The sequence below is a fragment of the Shewanella sp. 125m-7 genome, from assembly GCF_052977045.1.
Genome location: NZ_JBRILQ010000024.1, coordinates 12,877 through 30,855, shown reverse-complemented (window position 1 = coordinate 30,855; position 17,979 = coordinate 12,877). Strand labels below are relative to the sequence as shown.

The window sequence follows — 17,979 nt, the reverse complement described above, 5'->3', positions numbered from 1 at the left end:
TGATTTAAAGGCTATTTCAAACTATAACAGCAGCGATGAAGCTTTATTAATGGATTTAATAAATTATGCTTGGCGATTTTTATTTACAATAAGTTATAAACTGTACTTCTATAACGTTCTGGATAATAATTGCGCTACTTACTGTTTGCGATGGAGAAGGTAATGCAGATCCCACCAAGTATCATTTCTGGGCACAATGGATTTCAAGCCGCTCAGTCAGATCTAACCCAAGCAACGATTGATGTCGCAAGTTCTAGTCAGTCAGCTGCAGGGACAACAACCAGTACAACAACCAGTACAACTGAAGCATTAGTCGATGCAAGCCAAGCCGTTATTCATGCCCAGGCTTCAGCTGAAGTTATTCAGACCTCATCAGATATGATCGGGACTTTAATCGATATTAAAGTATAAACCTAAGCCTCTTTTCAGACTAAAAGCGCTCAGATTGAGCGCTTTTTGCTTTGTTATTTTGCTTTGTTATATAGAATTTTTCTAGATACAAATAGCGCGATTGCTGGATAGGATGTGCGAATTTTGTGTTCAAATAACTAGCAAGAAATAACAATGACCAAGAAGGATAGCTAAGGCATTAAAAATAATAACAATAACTAAGGCACCCAAAGTTGTAGATAGAGGCTTGTCATTGTGAACACCAAGGGACTTTGTCTTTGGATCGTAAATAGTCAGATATCGATGTTTATACTGAATAAAGGCTTGGTTAGAGAGTCGAATAGAGGGGTAAATTTTTGCTATTCATCGAATAGCCAATCGCTCACAGGCTGGGCCTTGTTTATACCCAAACGACTTGAACATGCTCATTTCAGAGGCCTTGCGCGAGTTCAATTCTAGGCGTATTAACGTAGGAATGGTAACTCCCTTTTAAGCTAGTGCAACAACGAAGTGGGCTTGCGCAAAGCCTTCTTCGATGGGTTTTAATGCACTTTCTGCTGCGTTATTGATCTTGCTAAGGGAACAACCATTAACTGCAATCAACGCCTTGCTTAAAGCGCATTAAATTCCCACTGAACCCTGCATCTTCAGGTGGCTTGGGTATATCTCTATCTGGGATCACTAAGGGCTCGCGAAATGGGTGAGGTTATACCGCTTTATGTGGTGATTAAGTTGTAATGTGTATTGAGTTCACAGGTAAAAGACTCTTTTGAGTCTTTTACCTTATATTGAATCTTTACTTTTTTATTGGAGTCACTTGTTTAGGCAAATATTTCTTCGTTGCCTTCAGCTCTGACAAGTAAGGGCCCTTATGCAGCGTCTCTGGCCAATCGAGTAACATCATGGCTAACACATTGCGGTGTTCACCCATAACCAGATCTGGGTTGCCTCGTGGAGAGGGAATGATCTGCTCTTTAGGGTCAAAAGCATTAATCATATGCTGTTGCGTCTTCTTCACGACAGGGTTGTTGGGCTGGCCTGCGAGTAAGAAGCTAATTCCAACCTCTGCGATTATGTCATCGGTGGCATCGTTTAAAATACGGTCAATGTTATTTTCGAAGTGGTTTAAAATCCACGCAAACTCTTTAGCATCGACATTGTGTTGATAGTACTCGCTGGCCGCAAAAATAAAGTGCGTCATACCATATAGCTTGTTGCGATATTGCTTCTTATCTAGGTTGCTATCGTTATTATCAGGGTAGACCTCTATAAAGGCTTGCTTGTAATCCGCTAGGTAATCACCTACACCGATCTGCTTGGCCCAGTACACATAGTTAATGAGCTGAGCTGCCCATGTTTTTATCATGGCTTTATCGGTTAAACCGGTTTTTAGATCGGCCTTTTTTAACGCTGTGGTTAATTTGTCATGACAGGGGCCGGTAAAGCCAAACTCATCGATACGGCTTGAATAGCGCAATAGTACATCGGTATAGAAGATAAACTCAGGGAAGGGCTGTAATGCTTTTTTACGTGCTTTAGCACGAGGACCTTTGCCTAAAGCAGAAATGGCTTGATCAGCTTGCTTAGATATGAAGCCAGGCTTATCTAAATTACAGGCATAGAAGGCTTGGGCTTCGGTTACTACATAAAGATCCACCAACGCAGCATTGGCGTATTTAGCATCACCGGTCATGCGATATTGACGAATACCGTAATGACCTTGCACACGTGGCGGTAACTCAAATAGGTGCTCTTCAAGGTTATTTTTTATACCTTGATAAACCAGGTTTTTAGTCGACTCGGTTACAGCAAGGTCTGCGGCAAAACTATTAACGCAAAAGAGTGCAGCGGCGAGGGTGCTGATCTTGATGATTGAAGGCATGTTGAGTCCTTTGAATGAGTGAGTCTTTAGCTATTGGCTCACCTAATAACCGCTGCAAAATAGTTGCAATGTTACTAGCTGATTCATTAACCACTAAATAATCGAAAACAAGTTTTTGATTCTGACAGTCTTTTGTTGATTGGTAAATAGAGTTTGCGAGGGCTGGCTGCCATACCTTTTGGTAGTAAAGCGGGCCTTCATATACGATGGCGCTGAAGGTGTAAGGGGCATCTGAGATATTGTTCCAATCGGCTGAAAATGCGCGACTAAACGCAGTCTTTAAATCAAATAGTTGTTCGCTGTTGTCGTTTAGGTAGGTGTTTATCGCCACTTTTGCTCTAAATATCTTTAGCTGCGTCGCGTATTGCTGCACTAATGCTTCGCGGCTATCAGTCGCTAAGGTGGGCAAGAGCTTATCTCTAAGATATAGCTGTAGCCATAAGGTATCTATGGTTGCGGTATCTTGAGTATCGCTAATAGTGTTAGACAAATAAAATGCTTGGCTGCTGGCGAACTGAGTGATGATTTTAGCTATTGCGGTAATTACAGCACTTTGCTGTTGGTAACTGCTCAGTTCCGGCTTAAGTGATAATTCCGCTTGGCCAAACTGCTGCCCAACAACTAACTGGCGTATCAGTTTGACCTGGGTTCGCGTGCCCTTTGAAAGGTAAATATCGCCTAATAGTCGTCCTTCTAGATAAACACGGTGCACGATATCATTAACGGCGATTACAGAGATTGAAAAAACGTCTAGCTGTTTGATAATTTGTTGTAGCCATAAGCTCGATGCTATTGGTTCAACTGTGGTTGATTTGGCCTTCGCGAGCGTCAAGCCAACATTCCATGGCGCGATAGCGATGGCTTGAGTCTGCGACTCTAGAAATTGGCCGACGAGTTCTGGGGAAGACAGCCATTGCTGCTGTATTTGCTCATGGCTGTGATCACGAAAACCATTAAGCTCTGCTTGCTGTTGGCGTAGGTTTTTTATTAAGTCCAGCGAGCTGTTATTTTTATGTGATGCACGAGCTTGATAGGCTTGCCACACCTGTTTGCGACACTGCTCATTGGGTTGTTTGATGAGATAGCTGGCGAGTGAGCCGTTAAAGTCTGCCGCCACATTAGTGTCGCTGTCGCTTGATAGCTTACAGTTATTATTTGCGAAGTTAAGGCTAAGTGCTTGGCTACTTACGCCTTGCTTAAACGCCGCTTGAGCCGTATGAAGCTGGGCTTTATCTTTAGGTTTTTCGATATTGTTAGCAAGTCGGTTAATGCGCATGACGAGTGCTTGGACTGTGGGACTTTGGCTTTCGGCGAGCGTAAAACGAGTTGATTGAAACTGCGCAGACTTGAAAAATAGAGCCAGTTCATCGGCTAAATAGAGCTGGCATTGCAGCACTAATTCACGGTCTGCATAACTTAATGGAAACTGACGATAGTATTTTATTCGATCGTTAATATTAAAGAAGCCAATTAACTCGCGTTCGAGTGTTATCGCTAATGTGTCACTGTCACTGGGTTTTTCGAGTTGCTGCGTGGGGAACTCGTACGCTAAACATTGTTCAACTAGCAGTGGAATAGGCGACACGGCAGCATAAGCTGCCGTGTTAAACCAACAAACTACAAATAAAAACGGGCTTAACAGCCATTTAATTCGCTTAGCTGTTGGCACTGAAATGTATTTTTGCATAGGCCACGCGCTCTTCCACGCTCATGTTGTGGTTTCCCATACTTTCAACATGACGAAGATTAGGCAAAATACCTCGGCCATTTGCTATCTGAATAGCAAGACCTGGACGGGCATTTAGCTCAAGCAGAAGTGGGCCTTTATATTTATCCAGAACCATATCGGTTCCAAGATAACCGAGTTCAGACATTTCATAAGCCATTGATGCGGTATGCAGCAAGGTATCCCATTGGGGCACGGCAATTGAGATCAACTCTTTTTGTGTATCTGGGTGCAAGTCGATAGGCTGATCAAATTGCACCGCATGCAAACCTTTACCGGTTGCAATATCGATACCCACGCCGACAGCACCTTGGTGTAAGTTCGCCTTACCATCTGATGCTGCCGTTGATAGGCGTAGCATTCCCATAATAGGGAAGCCTTTAAAGATGATTAGACGAATGTCAGGCACACCTTCATAGGAGTATCCATCGAAGACGGGATCAAACTGAATCAAACCTTCTACAATGGCAACATCGGGCTTTCCGCCTAATGAAAACAGACCACTGAGCACATTTGATACATGGCGATAGACTTCTGATGGTGTCACTTCTTGGCCATTTGGCTTGTAATAACGGCCATGTTCAACCTTGGTCACAACCAAAATGCCTTTACCGCCAGAACCCTTAGACGGTTTAATCACGAAACCGTCTGTGTCTTTGACCATCGCAGGGATTTCGGCAATTTCATGCTGTTCAGACACAATACCGATTAAGTCTGGCACGGCGATATTATTGGCAAGGGCTAATTGCTTGGTGGTTAATTTATCGTCCACTCGCTTGTAGTGCTTACGCGGGTTATATCGACCGATGTAGTCGATATTACGCTTGTTCATACCAAGCACACCGTTGCGCTTTAAGACTGAAGGACTCGCTAAAAACATTACTTTTCTCCAGCTAGAGGCTTGAAGCGTTTAAGTTCAAGCAAGCGGTATCCAGTGTATTGCCCCATAAGTAACACTAGTGCCAGTATCACTAAGTGAATGCCTAAGAAGTTAAATACCCAGTGCTGCACCCAAGTCGCGCTCATTGCAAGGTAAGCAAGCGTGGCGACAAATAGGCTGCCACCACCTTGTACGATAACTTCTTTAGGGCCTTCTTCTTCCCATAGGATAGACATCCTCTCAATGGTCCATGCCAAAATGATCATCGGGAAGAAGGTAATGGTTAAGCCTTCGCTGAGACCAAACTTGTACGATAATAGCGTGAATAAGCCAATGATACCGATCACCACAATAATGACGGCCGAGATCCTCGATATGAGCAAGAGGTTAAGCTCTGATAAATAAGAGCGGATCATTAAGCCGAAGGAAACGATTAACAAGAAACCGACTAAGCCCGTAATCAATGTCGTTTGAATAAATGCCAAGGCGATTAGCACTGGCATAAAAGTACCAGAGGTTTTGATACCGATAAGCACGCGAAGGAATACAACCACTAATACGCCGATAGGAATAAGTAAGATCCCCTTAAATAGGCTTTGCTCTTCTAGTGGTAACTGATATAGAGAGAAGTCTAAGGCGTTATCGTTTTTCATCACGTCAATCGCAGTCGCTAACGCTGAGCGCGTATCTTGCAACATTGAGAAGTTAACTTGTGAATTTACACCACCGATAACATCAAGGACAGATGTGCCAGAACGATCCCATAATAGTAGGTTGTCTGGGCGACCTTGACTGCCATCTTCTGCATTAAATAAGTGCCACTCGCCATCGTTATACACTTCAACAAAATTAGAAAGCTGCTGTCTACGACGTTGATCTTCTAAATAAAGGCCACTGACTTCTTTAGCGGGAATGCCTTTGGTGTGTAGCATTCTGATAAAGAGTTTATTGGGTGAATTACTTGTTAGTAACAGCTCAATATTTTGGCTACGCTCATTAGCATTTAACTCTTTATTTAACTGTTGCGCAAAAGAAAGGTTAGTGGCGCTCTTAGACCAGACTTCTTCGGTTGCTTGTTCTGCCGCGGCTTGCTCTGTTGCAGGCCACATATATGGCGCAGGAGTGTCAGGTGTTTCATCGGCTAAAAGCTTATCTTGCCCTGTAGGGATTAGAGTCACTTTATAATACAGATCTTGGGTGCCTACGGCGCGGCGGATAGACCAAATTGCGCGGCGATCGATTACATTATCGGTAATGGTCAAACCATAACCTGGTGACGTGGCGTTCTCGACTAAAATCTCATAGGCCGGATCTTCTGGCAATGAGAATGACACTTCGGCTGGTTCACCTGTACCTTGGAAGCTAACTTTAGCGTCAACAGCCCAGCTTTGTACCTGTTTACCAGGTAAGAAAGGCACGCTGTGTTCAATTCCCCGGTAGACACTGGCGGTAATTCCGCTGATAAACAGTAACACCACTAAAATGTAAAAGGGTTTCTTAGAATGCATTTGTACTAATCCTATTTTTTCGTTTTAGACGGCTGAGCGTCTTGTTTTTTTCCGTGGATATAGGTTTGTCCAACATCGACAACAGCGATGTCTTGCATAAACTTGCGCCCAAGTAAGAGTGGGTATTGTAAGTTACTACGGTCACTCAGGTTAAGATCGGTTTCTGCTTTGTATGGGCCGATTTGGAGATGGGCATGAATAACCGGGCGACGATCACTATTTTCATCTACGTCTTGCTTGATGCGTACAAAACGCTCGACTTTAGACTCAAATGTTTGAGCGGGTTGTTTATCACCTTGGGTAAAGACGTCGAATCGTACCCATTGGCTGCCATCTCTTTCAAATAAAATGATATTACGCGCATCCAGTGAAGACGACTCTGCTCCAGTATCGATTCGAGTATCAAAGCTTGCTTTAAGTTCATCAATATAAACGTTTTCGATAGCACCTAGCATAAACTTGCCACCAATAGGTGAAGCTGGGCACTTTACTGGCGCGATAACCGGAACCACAGCGGGCTCTTCTTTAACATCAAGCTCAGCAATTTTGCTATTGAGCTGATCAATTTGAGTCGTCAGCGATGCCAGGCCAGCAGCCTGAGCTTGATTGCAGGTATCGATTGCAGCCAGTATATTGCTTTCTTGTTTGGTTAAACTAGCTTCTAGCACCGTGACATCAACAGGTGTTGGTGCGTTAGGTTCTTTGGTCATTGCACAACCAGAAATGGCGGTTGTGATTGCGGCAATACAAATTATCTGCTTAAACATAGTGCTTCCCATTTACTATTTGCTAGATCAAATCTTTATTTGGCTGATTTTTGGTGGCTATAATCGTAGCCCGTTTGGGGGCTGGATAGCCTTCAACTGTAAGGCTAACATCATTAGGATCTAAATAATCAACTAACGACTCATTCGGCATCCACTGTGTGCTTCTTTGCTCGGCAAGTGATGTAACATCAACATCGACACAACGTATGTCGGTGAAATCACACTTCTTTAACCAAAGCATCAATGCGTCGACCGAAGGTAAGAACCATATATTGTTCATTTTACCGTAGCGATCTTTTGGCACGAGAACCGTGTTTTCATCACCATCGATAACTAAGGTTTCAAGTACAAGCTCTCCACCTGTGCGGAGTTGATCTCGGAGTTGATAAATGTGATCGATAGGCGAACGGCGGTGATATAGCACCCCCATCGAAAATACGGTATCGAATGCATCTAAAGGAGGTAACTCTTCAATACCAAGTGGTAAGAAATGAACGGGATGTTCATTGCCTGCTAAGCGTTTAACGGCTTCAAATTGGCACATAAATAGTGGTGACGGATCAATGCCCACCACATGTTTCGCGCCTTCGCCTAGCATACGCCACATATGGTAACCACTACCACAGCCCACATCTAAGACTGTACGGTTTGCTAATGGCGAAATATGCGGTACCACGCGTTCCCATTTCCAGTCTGAGCGCCATTCTGTATCAATTTCGACGCCATGAAGTGAGTAGGGGCCTTTACGCCAAGGTTTGAAAAGAGCTAATAGGTTTTCTAGTTTTTCTCTTTCACCATCACTTAGCTGCTCGCCTGAACCAATTTTTACGCTGGTTTTAAAGTCGATGATGTCAGCTTGTGGATAATGCAGTTTATTGAGTACTTTCTCCCACTTGGGGAGTGACCCGTGCTTATGCTCTCGCTGCCATTGGCCGAGAATAGACGGAAGTGTCTCAAGCCAATGCTGTAGGCTTGAGTCGGAAATTTGTTTATAGAAAGAGCTAAAGCTAATCACTTAATTGCCACCATTGATGCAAAATTAAAACACTGAAACCAAACGCTGAACTGGCTAAACCCCTGAGACCTGATCCGATTCTCATGTTCTGTTAGTGTATCAGGTTTCATCACGTTTTCTAATGAACTACGTTTTTGACTGATCTCTAACTCACTGTAACCATTTGCTCTTTTGAAATCGAGGTGTAAATCATCCAAAGTTGATTGGATTTTATCTTCTTTAAAGTAAAGTTTTTCAGACAAAATAAGTAAACCGCCAGGGATCAGACCTTGGTAAATATTCTTGAGTAAGCTTTCACGATCATCAGGAGAAAGGAACTGCATGGTGAAATTGAGTACTACCAAAGATGCATTTTCTATTTTTATGTCACGAATATCGCCACAGATTAACTCAACAGGAGTTTCGCTAACATAAGCCGATAGATTCTCATTACAGCGCTCAATCATAGATTCGCTGTTATCTATCGCGACGATCTGACAATTACGACCTTCAACTCGTCTGCGAATACTTAAGGTTGCAGCGCCTAACGAGCAACCTAAATCATAAATTTTGGTATTAGGCGTAGCATACTTTTGTGCGAGATCACCAATGGTATTGATGATTTGTCCATAACCTGGAACTGAGCGCCTAATCATATCATTAAAGACACCGGCAACTTTGTCATCGAACTGAAAATCGCTGACTTGTTCATAAGGCTTGGCAAAGAGATTATCTGTAGAAGTGTTCATGTGATCAAATAGTGGGAGTTCAACACTTCATTCTAGCTAATCATCTTAGTAAGCAGCAAGACTAGTACTGGAATTTACTCATAAAATTTTGTCTAATAGCAATAATAAAACAAAATGTGCTCACAAATTTAACCTTTTGGGAAATGTAATTGAAAACTATCACTTGTTTGTTGCTCACTTTGGCAACTATGTTTGTCGCATTTCCAACCCTTTCAGATACGGTCAAGGAAGAGCCTGCCATCGTTATCGCGATGAGCAATGACACTTACCCGTTTCAGTTTATTGATGAAAGTAATCAACCGAGTGGGCTTTTGGTCGATATTTGGCGGAAGTGGTCGGAACAAACCAATACCAAAGTGATATTTAAGCCAGCAGACTGGGTTGACTCCGTCGAAAGTGTTAAACAGGCGAGGGCGGATGTCCATATAGGCATGGCCAAAACGGTGACCAGAGAAAAGCAGCTAATTTTTGCGCCCAAGATTGCCAGTGTAAATAGCTTTCTTTATGTTAATTACCAGTTACCTAAACCTGAAACATTGGCTCATCTACGTCCGTATAAAATTGGCGTAGTGCAAGGTGCGGCACAAATAGAGATTTTAAAGCAACAAGAGCCCAATTTGACGTTCAGTTATTTTGACAGCCGTACCGAATTATTAAAAGCCGTCGTAAACGAAGAGGTCCTAGTGTTTGTCGGCTTAGAAGGATTTTTACGAGAAAGCCAAATTAATGATGCTGTATCGATAAAATTTCCTATAGAAAATCGTAAGCCTATATCTGAACTATTTATCTATCCTGCATTTAATAAAGCGAATCAGCGGTTAGCGCAAAAAGTGGCACAAGGGTTTGCGGCGATAAAACCGGATGTTATTGAACAGTATGTTCACCAATGGTTAGGTGATCAGCGTTATCAGAACGATATCGTTATTGCGATGCAAACAGGTGTGGGCCCTTATGCTGATATCGGCACCGATGGGTTACCTCATGGTTTATTGGTTGATATCTGGCAACTTTGGTCCGAAAAAACGGGCTTACCGATCCGCTTTGTACCGGGAAGCATGAAGCAAAGCATAGACAACGTAAAACGCGGTATTGCTGATGTACAATTAGCCTATCCTGAGAGCGACGCAATGCAAACAGGCCTTAACCGGGCGCATAATATATATAGCGTCACGAGTCGTTTGTTTTCCTATCAGCAACCGCTAAAAAACCTTGAACAATTACAAGGTAAGAAGGTTGGTGTTTCCGCAACATCGCCTTATTTACAGGAGCTCATTGACGCGCTACCAGACACGTCCATTCGTTACTTTAATTCTGTGGATAGCATGATAGAAGCTGCCAAGCTAGGAGATATTAGCGCCTTCGTTGCCGCTGGAGCATGGACGCAACATTATCTGTTACTGAGTCAGAGCTGGGATCAATTTCATCAATATGAAGCGCTAGCGTTCAAAACCCAATTATATGTGTTAAATCGACATGGTGATGTGGGGTTTGCGGAGCGCATTGCCGCGGGCTTCCAGCAGATGTCGAATTTAGAGCTGGCTAACATCGAACGAAAGTGGATGTTAAACCCTGAAGACAGGATCTATAACAATCAAGAGATCCAGATCCATTTAACCTCAGAACAGCAGCAGTTAATTAATGAAACTGGCCCTATTAAAGTTGGTTTTTTACGCAATTGGCATCCCATGGAGTTTGTTGAAGAGGGTGAGTATGCAGGGATCAATAGCGACGTTATGGGCATCATAGGTGAAGAACTCGGTTTGAATATACAGCCAGTGGCATTTGATGAATGGCAAAGTTTGCTCGATGCCCTGGTTTCTGGTGCTGTTGATATGGCTGGCAGTGTCGCCATGACTCCAGAGCGGAAGTTCCAATTGGGCTTTTCAGACTCTTATTGGCCATCTCCATGGGGACTTGTAACGTCATTAAATAGCGTGAATGTTTTTAGTTTAGATGAGCTCAGTGGTCAGCGAATCGCAGTTATCGAAGGCTATCATATTGTCGGTGAACTGATGCGAAAGTACCCCAGTCTAAAATTGATTGTAGTGCCGAATAGCACTGCCGGTTTACGTGCGGTCAGCCAAGGCAAGGCGGATGTGTTTATCGATAAGGTGATTAATCTCAGCAGTGATATTCGCAGTGGTGAGTTTTCGAGTTTGCAGATGTCGATGTTAGTTGATTTTGCTGAGCAGCGCAGTCATATCGGGGTACATAATAGCAACAAGGCTCTACTGCCGCTAATCAATGCCGTGCTGGCTAACATAGATGCGACTCGACAACAGCAGATCCATGAAAAGTGGGTGTCACAGACGATAGAATTTGGTCGTGAAGAGTATGAAAGAAACTTAAAGCTAGGTATTTTAGTCTTTGTTATATTGAGTGTCGTCATAGTGGCTGCTTTACTGGCAAATCGGCGTTTACGCAAAGAGATTGCTAGGCGTATTGAGGCTGAGAATAAAATGGCACATTTTGCTAAGCACGATAGTCTGACACAGTTACCTAATCGTAGCTTGCTTGAAGACAGGCTCGAACAGGCAATTTTGCTCCATAGCCGTGGTACCGCCCAGTTTGCAGTGATCTTCATCGATTTAGACGGATTTAAGCAAATTAATGATAGATTTGGCCACCATGCCGGTGATGAGTATTTACTGCATGTTAGCAAGGTTTTAACTATGGGTATTCGCCGCTCTGATACGGTTGGACGCTTGGGCGGTGATGAGTTTGTGATTATTTTAAATGATATTCATGATATAAAATCAGTGTGTGACGTGGCAGAAAACTTATTAAATAGTTTATCTGAGCCCTTTGTCATAAGTGAACAAACCTTATCTGTATCGGCCAGCATAGGTATCGCTGTCTATCCAAATGATGGAGATAGTATCGATACACTATTGAAAACCGCAGACACACGTATGTATCATGCTAAAAATGCGGGCGGCAGGGCATATAGAAGTAGCTAGTTTTGCTAAGATAAGCAGAACCAATTAATTTTTAACCTAAATTGATTGATAGTTAGCCGACCGAGCGAGAAGTTATTTGGAAAACGGCAATAGTTCTCTATAATGCCGCTTTGTCTTATTTTGAACCAGATCCTCAAGCATCGCTTTGCGGAATAAAGGAAAGAGTTAAATGCGCAGTCATTATTGTGGAGACGTCAATAAGTCTCACGTTGGTCAAGAAGTGACCCTAGTGGGTTGGGTTAATCGCAGCCGAGATTTAGGCGGCGTTGTTTTTCTCGATCTTCGTGATAGAGAAGGTATTGTTCAAGTTGTTTATGATCCAGACCTTCCAGAAGTTTTTGATGTTGCAAGCACGCTACGCAGCGAATTTTGTGTTCAGATTAAAGGCCTTGTAAGAGCGAGACCCGACAACCAAGTGAACGCAGATATGCGTACTGGTGAGGTTGAGATTTTAGGTTTAGCGCTAACGATTTTAAATAGCTCTGCGCCACTACCAATCAACATGGACAAAAACCAGCACAATACTGAAGAGCAACGTCTTAAGTATCGCTATTTAGATTTGCGTCGCCCTGAAATGGCTGAGCGCATTATCTTCCGTTCTAAGGTGACCAGTGCGGTAAGACGTTTCCTAGACGGTAACGGTTTCTTAGATATCGAAACACCTATCTTAACCAAAGCAACTCCAGAAGGTGCGCGTGACTACTTAGTCCCAAGTCGTACTTATAAAGGTCAGTTCTTTGCTTTACCACAGTCACCACAGCTATTTAAGCAGCTGTTGATGATGTCAGGTTTCGATCGCTACTATCAAATCGTTAAGTGTTTCCGTGATGAAGATTTACGTGCTGACCGTCAGCCAGAATTCACTCAAATCGATATCGAAACGTCTTTCATGACTTCAGATCAAGTTATGGCGAAGACGGAAGAGATGGTACGTGGCTTGTTCCTTGAGCTATTAAACGTTGATTTAGGTGAGTTCCCTAAAATGACGTTCGAAGAAGCGATGCGTCGTTTCGGTTCAGATAAGCCAGATTTACGTAACCCGCTTGAATTGATTGATGTTGCTGATATCGTTAAAGACGTTGAGTTTGCCGTCTTTAATGGCCCAGCAAACGATCCTGAAGGTCGTGTTGCAGTATTAAGCATTCCTGGCGGCGCTAAGCTGTCACGTAAACAGTTAGATGAATACGCTAAGTATGTCACTATCTATGGCGCGAAAGGTCTAGCTTGGATGAAGGTTAATGACCTTGATAAGGGCATGGAAGGCATTCAGTCTCCAGTACTTAAGTTCCTAAGTGAAGATGTGGTTACCGCGCTACTTGAACGCACTGGCGCGCAAACGGGCGATCTAATCCTATTTGGTGCAGATAAAGCCAATATCGTTGCTGAAGCTATGGGCGCACTACGTCTAAAAGCGGGCGAAGATTTTGACTTGCTACAAGGCGACTGGAAACCACTTTGGGTTGTCGACTTCCCAATGTTTGAACGCACATCTGATGGTGGACTGCATGCAATGCATCACCCATTCACAGCGCCAAGCAACATGACGCCAGAAGAGCTAGAAGCGAATCCAATCGGTGCTATCTCTGATGCTTACGACATGGTGTTAAATGGTTGTGAGTTAGGTGGGGGTTCGGTTCGTATTCATGACAGCAAGATGCAGTCTGCAGTATTTAGAATTCTAGGTATTAATGATGAAGAAGCGAGTGAGAAGTTCGGCTTCTTGTTAGAAGCTTTACGTTATGGCACACCACCGCATGCTGGCTTGGCTTTTGGCCTTGACCGTATCATCATGTTGATGACAGGTACTAGCTCAATTCGCGATGTAATGGCGTTCCCTAAAACGACAACTGCAGCTTGTCCGTTAACGAATGCTCCAGGTTTTGCAAACCCTGTACAACTGGCAGAGCTTGGAATCGGCGTTGTAGAAGCAGAAGCTAAAGAGTCTGAAACAAAAGACGCGGAATAATAAAGCGTAATTAAGAGCCGAGTTAAGACTCGGCTTTTTTTTGATCAAATATACCCAAGTGATTTTTATCAAAGCAGCTTATATAAAAGACTTTTTTATCAAAGCAACTCACGATCAAAGTCACTTGGTTATTGAGCAAACAGGCAGTGGTTAACGAGTTAAGCAGGTCGTTTATAAGAATGTATTGAGGAGATAGGCATGGCAGGACATAGTAAATGGGACAATATTAAGCACCGTAAAGCGGCTCAAGATGCAAAGCGAGGCAAACTATTCACTAAGTTTATTCGCGAGCTCACCGTAGCGGCTCGAGAAGGTGGTTCAGACCCTGATTCAAATCCACGTTTACGTGCTGCTATCGATAAATCTCTTTCTAACAATATGACGCGTGATACCGTTGAACGCGCCATTAAGCGCGGCGCTGGTGAGCTCGATGGACAGGTGCTGGAAACTATTATCTATGAAGGTTATGGCCCCGGCGGCACCGCTGTACTAGTAGAAACCATGACTGACAATAAGAATCGCACCGTATCTGGCGTTCGAAATGCGTTTAGTAAGTCTGGTGGAAACTTAGGCACCGATGGCTCGGTAGCGTACCTTTTTGATAAAAAAGGTATTATCTCCTACGAAGGTGTCGATGAAGATACCGTGATGGATGCCGCACTAGAAGCTGGCGCTGAAGATGTAGTGACTCATGAAGATGGTTCAATTGATGTGCTAACGTCGCCAGAAGATTTTGGCCGCGTAAAAGATGCCCTCGATAGCGCTGGGCTTGAGTCTATTAATGCCGAGGTCACTATGGTGCCTTCGACGAAAGCAGATTTAGATGCCAATACGGCACCTAAGTTTTTACGTCTTATTGATAATTTAGAAGATCATGATGACGTACAAGAGGTCTACCATAATGCAGATATTTCTGAACAAGTGATGGAAGGTCTGGAATAGAGCTTATATGGCAATAATTTTGGGAGTTGATCCAGGTTCTCGGATCACAGGTTACGGCGTAATTAACTGCGTTGGTCGCCAACAGGTTTATGTTGGAAGTGGTTGTATTCGAACAAGTTCTGATGAACTTCCTATTCGATTAAAAGAAATTTTTGATGGATTGTCCGAGATTATTAGGCAATACCAACCCGATGAGTTTGCTATTGAACGCGTGTTTATGGCAAAAAATGCGGATTCGGCGTTAAAACTAGGACAAGCGCGTGGAGCGGCAATCGTTGCAGCAACCGCGGCCAATTTACCCGTTGCAGAATATAGCGCGACACAAATAAAAAGTGCGGTAGTCGGTACCGGCCGTGCGCAAAAATCACAAGTGCAACACATGATCCAGCAATTACTGAAACTGCCCAGTGCGCCGCAAGCAGATGCGGCAGATGCGCTAGGTGTGGCTGTGTGTCATTATCATACTAGCCAAAGTTTGGCCGCCCTTAGCGGCAGAGCCAGCGTAAGAACATATGGACGATATAAATGATAGGTCGTATACGCGGATTATTAATTGAGAAACAAGCACCAGAGGTGCTGGTTGATGTCTCTGGAGTAGGGTATGAGATCCAAATGCCGCTCACCAGTTTTTTTGAGCTACCTGAACTGGGTCAAGAAGCGGTTATTTATACTCACTTTATTGTAAGAGAAGATGCGCAGTTACTCTATGGTTTTGTATCTAAACAAGAAAGAAGTCTATTTAGATTATTGATTAAGGCAAACGGTGTCGGCCCTAAATTAGCATTAACGATTTTATCGGGTATGACCGCGGGTGAGTTTGTCGCCTGTGTTGAACGTGACGATATAGCCACACTGGTAAAATTGCCGGGTGTGGGTAAGAAAACGGCAGAGCGCTTATTAGTTGAAATGCGCGATAAATTAAAGAGCTTGATGGAAGCTTCTGTAGGCTCAGAGCGTGAGTTTATGTTGCAATCGAATTACAAGGCGCCAGTAGTGGTCAATACAGCAGAAGAGGATGCTATCGCAGCATTACTGTCTTTGGGTTATAAACCTGCACAGGCGAGTAAAGCGGTGTCATCGGTTTATACCGATGGCATGAGTTCAGAGACGCTGATTAAATCTGCATTGAAATCGATGCTTTAAGGAATATAGATGATTGAAGCTGACCGACTCATACAACCCAATATAATAGAGCGCGATGAAATTGAAGCCGTTGATCGCGCCATGCGCCCGAAGATGCTCGATGAGTATACTGGCCAAGATGATACCCGCGCGCAGCTAAAGATCTTTATTCAAGCGGCACAAAATCGCGGTGAAGCATTAGATCATATGCTGATTTATGGCCCTCCAGGCCTAGGTAAAACCACATTGGCGATGATTGTTGCTAATGAAATGGGGGTTAATATTAAATCTACCTCAGGCCCTGTACTTGAAAAGGCGGGTGATTTAGCGGCGCTGTTAACCAACCTTGAACCTAATGATGTGCTGTTTATTGATGAAATTCATCGTTTAAGCCCTGTGGTTGAGGAGATCCTCTATCCGGCAATGGAAGATTATCAGCTGGACATCATGATTGGTGAAGGGCCAGCGGCGCGTTCAATAAAACTCGATTTGCCACCGTTTACCTTAGTTGGTGCGACAACACGAGCAGGCGCGTTAACCTCGCCGTTAAGAGCTCGTTTTGGTATTCCGTTAAGACTTGAGTTTTATAACGTTAAAGACTTATCCAGTATTGTATCGCGTTCAGCCAAGGTGATGGGGCTTGAGATCGATGATGATGGTGCGATTGAAATTGCAAAGCGCTCGCGTGGCACGCCGCGTATCGCCAACCGTCTACTTAGACGCGTACGAGATTTTGCTGAGGTTAAACACAGCGGCGCAGTGACAAAAGCAATCGCAGACGAGGCACTCGATATGCTCGATGTTGATGCCGAAGGCTTTGATTACATGGATAGAAAGTTATTGCTGGCGATTATCGATAAGTTTATGGGCGGTCCCGTTGGCCTTGATAACTTAGCCGCTGCTATTGGTGAAGAGCGCGAAACGATTGAAGATGTGCTTGAGCCATTTTTGATCCAGCAAGGCTTTATACAAAGAACGCCAAGAGGGCGCATTGCGACCCCAAGAGCTTATAATCACTTTAATATGATTAAGCCTGAAGCCTAAGCATTAGTCATCAGCATTAATCATCAGTAATTAGTAATTGGTTTTAATCATTAGGAACCGTGAGGCGATGGCAGGCACGGTTCCTGTTTAATTAATAGAGGCAGTTAGACAAAGTTAGTTACAGTCTCCGTGCCTATACTGCTCTGTGTTCTTAATGAATATCTATAGTGTTTATTCAAAATCTAATTTCAACTCCAACTCCACCTCCAACTCCACCTCCAACTCGAATTTCAACTCCAATTTCAACTCCAGCTCCAACTCCAACTCCAACTCCAATTTCAATTTCAAGTCTAATTTTGCGCGCATCCTCGGGATTTACTCTTTGTTTTTTAAATCGCTAACCCGTAGCTGAATGGTTTGTTGAAGCCTATCTAACGATATACAGAGGGGGCAATTGGCTTTGTACATCAGCCGTACATAGTGGGTCACTTAGGCACTTCACTTCTACGGTGCGCAGACTTAAAAGGGAATAACCCTTTCCTCAACGAGTCAGTTTTAATTGAAGCTTTTGAGACTTGGAACTGCTATTAAGTACGATTGATACAAGCACACCGACTTCTTTTTAAAGTGAGCGGAGCCATATCTTGAAGACATTGCCTATAGGATATATTCAGTTCGAATGGGTGCCCCCTAGATGTAACATTTCGTCACATTTCCAAATTCTGCTCTACTCCGTTGCTGAACCTAAGCTGATCACTACCCTAGAACGTTAATAAAAAACTTGAGCAACTTCTAAAAAATCGCACTAAATCGCTTGTTCTTACTAAACTAACCCGCCCAAAAGTGTGATACGCGTCACATTTATGCCTTTTGGGCTGGTTAATAAAAAGTTGCACTCATTTTGGATTATTAACCTGTTTAATTGTGTGTTTATGGTTAATTAAACTGGCATGTGATGTTGTGCACATTGGTGTAGGGATGTGTAAATCACAAGTGTAACTTTTGGGTTTAATTTTATTAACACAATATCGTCAATGGTTAATAAATTGCTCGATTGACGGCATAAACGTGAAAATGCAGTATCGATACCAACGTCAGAAATAACAAAT

At 43.4% G+C, this 17,979-nt stretch carries 14 protein-coding genes; 7 read left to right on the top strand and 7 right to left on the bottom strand.

The features are described 5' to 3' along the window. Positions 1–162 precede the first annotated feature (162 nt). On the top strand, positions 163–411 hold the full coding sequence (locus ACVBIL_RS12285) for a chemotaxis protein (RefSeq protein WP_447167259.1): 249 nt from the start codon (positions 163–165) through the stop codon (positions 409–411). A gap of 775 nt (positions 412–1,186) precedes the next feature. Here the strand turns inward: ACVBIL_RS12285 and ACVBIL_RS12280 are convergent. From ACVBIL_RS12280 to cmoA, 7 genes are read right to left on the bottom strand one after another with little or no spacing between them, the layout of a single operon-like run. Next, positions 1,187–2,272, bottom strand: coding sequence for a DUF3541 domain-containing protein (locus ACVBIL_RS12280; protein ID WP_447167258.1), 1,086 nt, complete (start codon positions 2,270–2,272; stop codon positions 1,187–1,189). After that, positions 2,220–3,959, bottom strand: coding sequence for a M3 family metallopeptidase (locus tag ACVBIL_RS12275; RefSeq protein WP_447167257.1), 1,740 nt, complete (start codon positions 3,957–3,959; stop codon positions 2,220–2,222). The genes ACVBIL_RS12280 and ACVBIL_RS12275 overlap by 53 nt, the downstream gene beginning before the upstream one ends. Further along, positions 3,928–4,878, bottom strand: coding sequence for an alpha-L-glutamate ligase-like protein (locus tag ACVBIL_RS12270; protein WP_447167256.1), 951 nt, complete (start codon positions 4,876–4,878; stop codon positions 3,928–3,930). Before ACVBIL_RS12270 ends, ACVBIL_RS12275 begins: the two co-directional genes overlap by 32 nt. Beyond that, positions 4,878–6,386 carry a UUP1 family membrane protein gene (locus ACVBIL_RS12265; RefSeq protein ID WP_447167255.1) on the bottom strand — a complete coding sequence of 503 codons (1,509 nt, stop codon included), beginning with the start codon at positions 6,384–6,386 and terminating at the stop codon, positions 4,878–4,880. The genes ACVBIL_RS12270 and ACVBIL_RS12265 overlap by 1 nt, the downstream gene beginning before the upstream one ends. Before the next feature lie 11 nt (positions 6,387–6,397). Next, positions 6,398–7,153, bottom strand: coding sequence for an ATP-dependent zinc protease family protein (locus ACVBIL_RS12260; RefSeq protein ID WP_447167254.1), 756 nt, complete (start codon positions 7,151–7,153; stop codon positions 6,398–6,400). Between the two features lie 22 nt (positions 7,154–7,175). Further along, the gene (cmoB, locus tag ACVBIL_RS12255) at positions 7,176–8,168 is read right to left on the bottom strand and encodes a tRNA 5-methoxyuridine(34)/uridine 5-oxyacetic acid(34) synthase CmoB (protein WP_447167253.1); all 993 of its coding nucleotides are present in this window, start codon (positions 8,166–8,168) and stop codon (positions 7,176–7,178) included. Further along, positions 8,165–8,896, bottom strand: coding sequence for a carboxy-S-adenosyl-L-methionine synthase CmoA (gene cmoA, locus ACVBIL_RS12250; RefSeq protein WP_447167252.1), 732 nt, complete (start codon positions 8,894–8,896; stop codon positions 8,165–8,167). Before cmoA ends, cmoB begins: the two co-directional genes overlap by 4 nt. 149 nt (positions 8,897–9,045) lie before the next feature. Between cmoA and ACVBIL_RS12245 the strand changes: the two genes are divergently transcribed. The 6 genes from ACVBIL_RS12245 (at position 9,046) to ruvB (ending at position 16,930) form a co-directional block, all read left to right on the top strand. Beyond that, positions 9,046–11,856, top strand: coding sequence for a transporter substrate-binding domain-containing protein (locus tag ACVBIL_RS12245; RefSeq protein ID WP_447167251.1), 2,811 nt, complete (start codon positions 9,046–9,048; stop codon positions 11,854–11,856). 169 nt (positions 11,857–12,025) lie between these two features. Then, positions 12,026–13,822 carry an aspartate--tRNA ligase gene (gene aspS, locus ACVBIL_RS12240; RefSeq protein WP_447167250.1) on the top strand — a complete coding sequence of 599 codons (1,797 nt, stop codon included), beginning with the start codon at positions 12,026–12,028 and terminating at the stop codon, positions 13,820–13,822. A gap of 198 nt (positions 13,823–14,020) precedes the next feature. Continuing rightward, positions 14,021–14,764, top strand: a complete 744-nt coding sequence (locus ACVBIL_RS12235; RefSeq protein ID WP_447167249.1) for a YebC/PmpR family DNA-binding transcriptional regulator — start codon at positions 14,021–14,023, stop codon at positions 14,762–14,764. Positions 14,765–14,771: 7 nt separating this feature from the next. Continuing rightward, a complete protein-coding gene (gene ruvC, locus ACVBIL_RS12230) occupies positions 14,772–15,293 on the top strand; it encodes a crossover junction endodeoxyribonuclease RuvC (RefSeq protein WP_447167248.1) in 522 nt (173 codons plus the stop codon). Beyond that, positions 15,290–15,907: a Holliday junction branch migration protein RuvA gene (gene ruvA, locus ACVBIL_RS12225; protein ID WP_447167247.1), complete on the top strand. Its 618-nt coding sequence runs from the start codon at positions 15,290–15,292 to the stop codon at positions 15,905–15,907. Before ruvC ends, ruvA begins: the two co-directional genes overlap by 4 nt. A 9-nt stretch (positions 15,908–15,916) precedes the next feature. Continuing rightward, positions 15,917–16,930: a Holliday junction branch migration DNA helicase RuvB gene (ruvB, locus tag ACVBIL_RS12220; RefSeq protein ID WP_447167246.1), complete on the top strand. Its 1,014-nt coding sequence runs from the start codon at positions 15,917–15,919 to the stop codon at positions 16,928–16,930. Positions 16,931–17,979 lie beyond the last annotated feature (1,049 nt).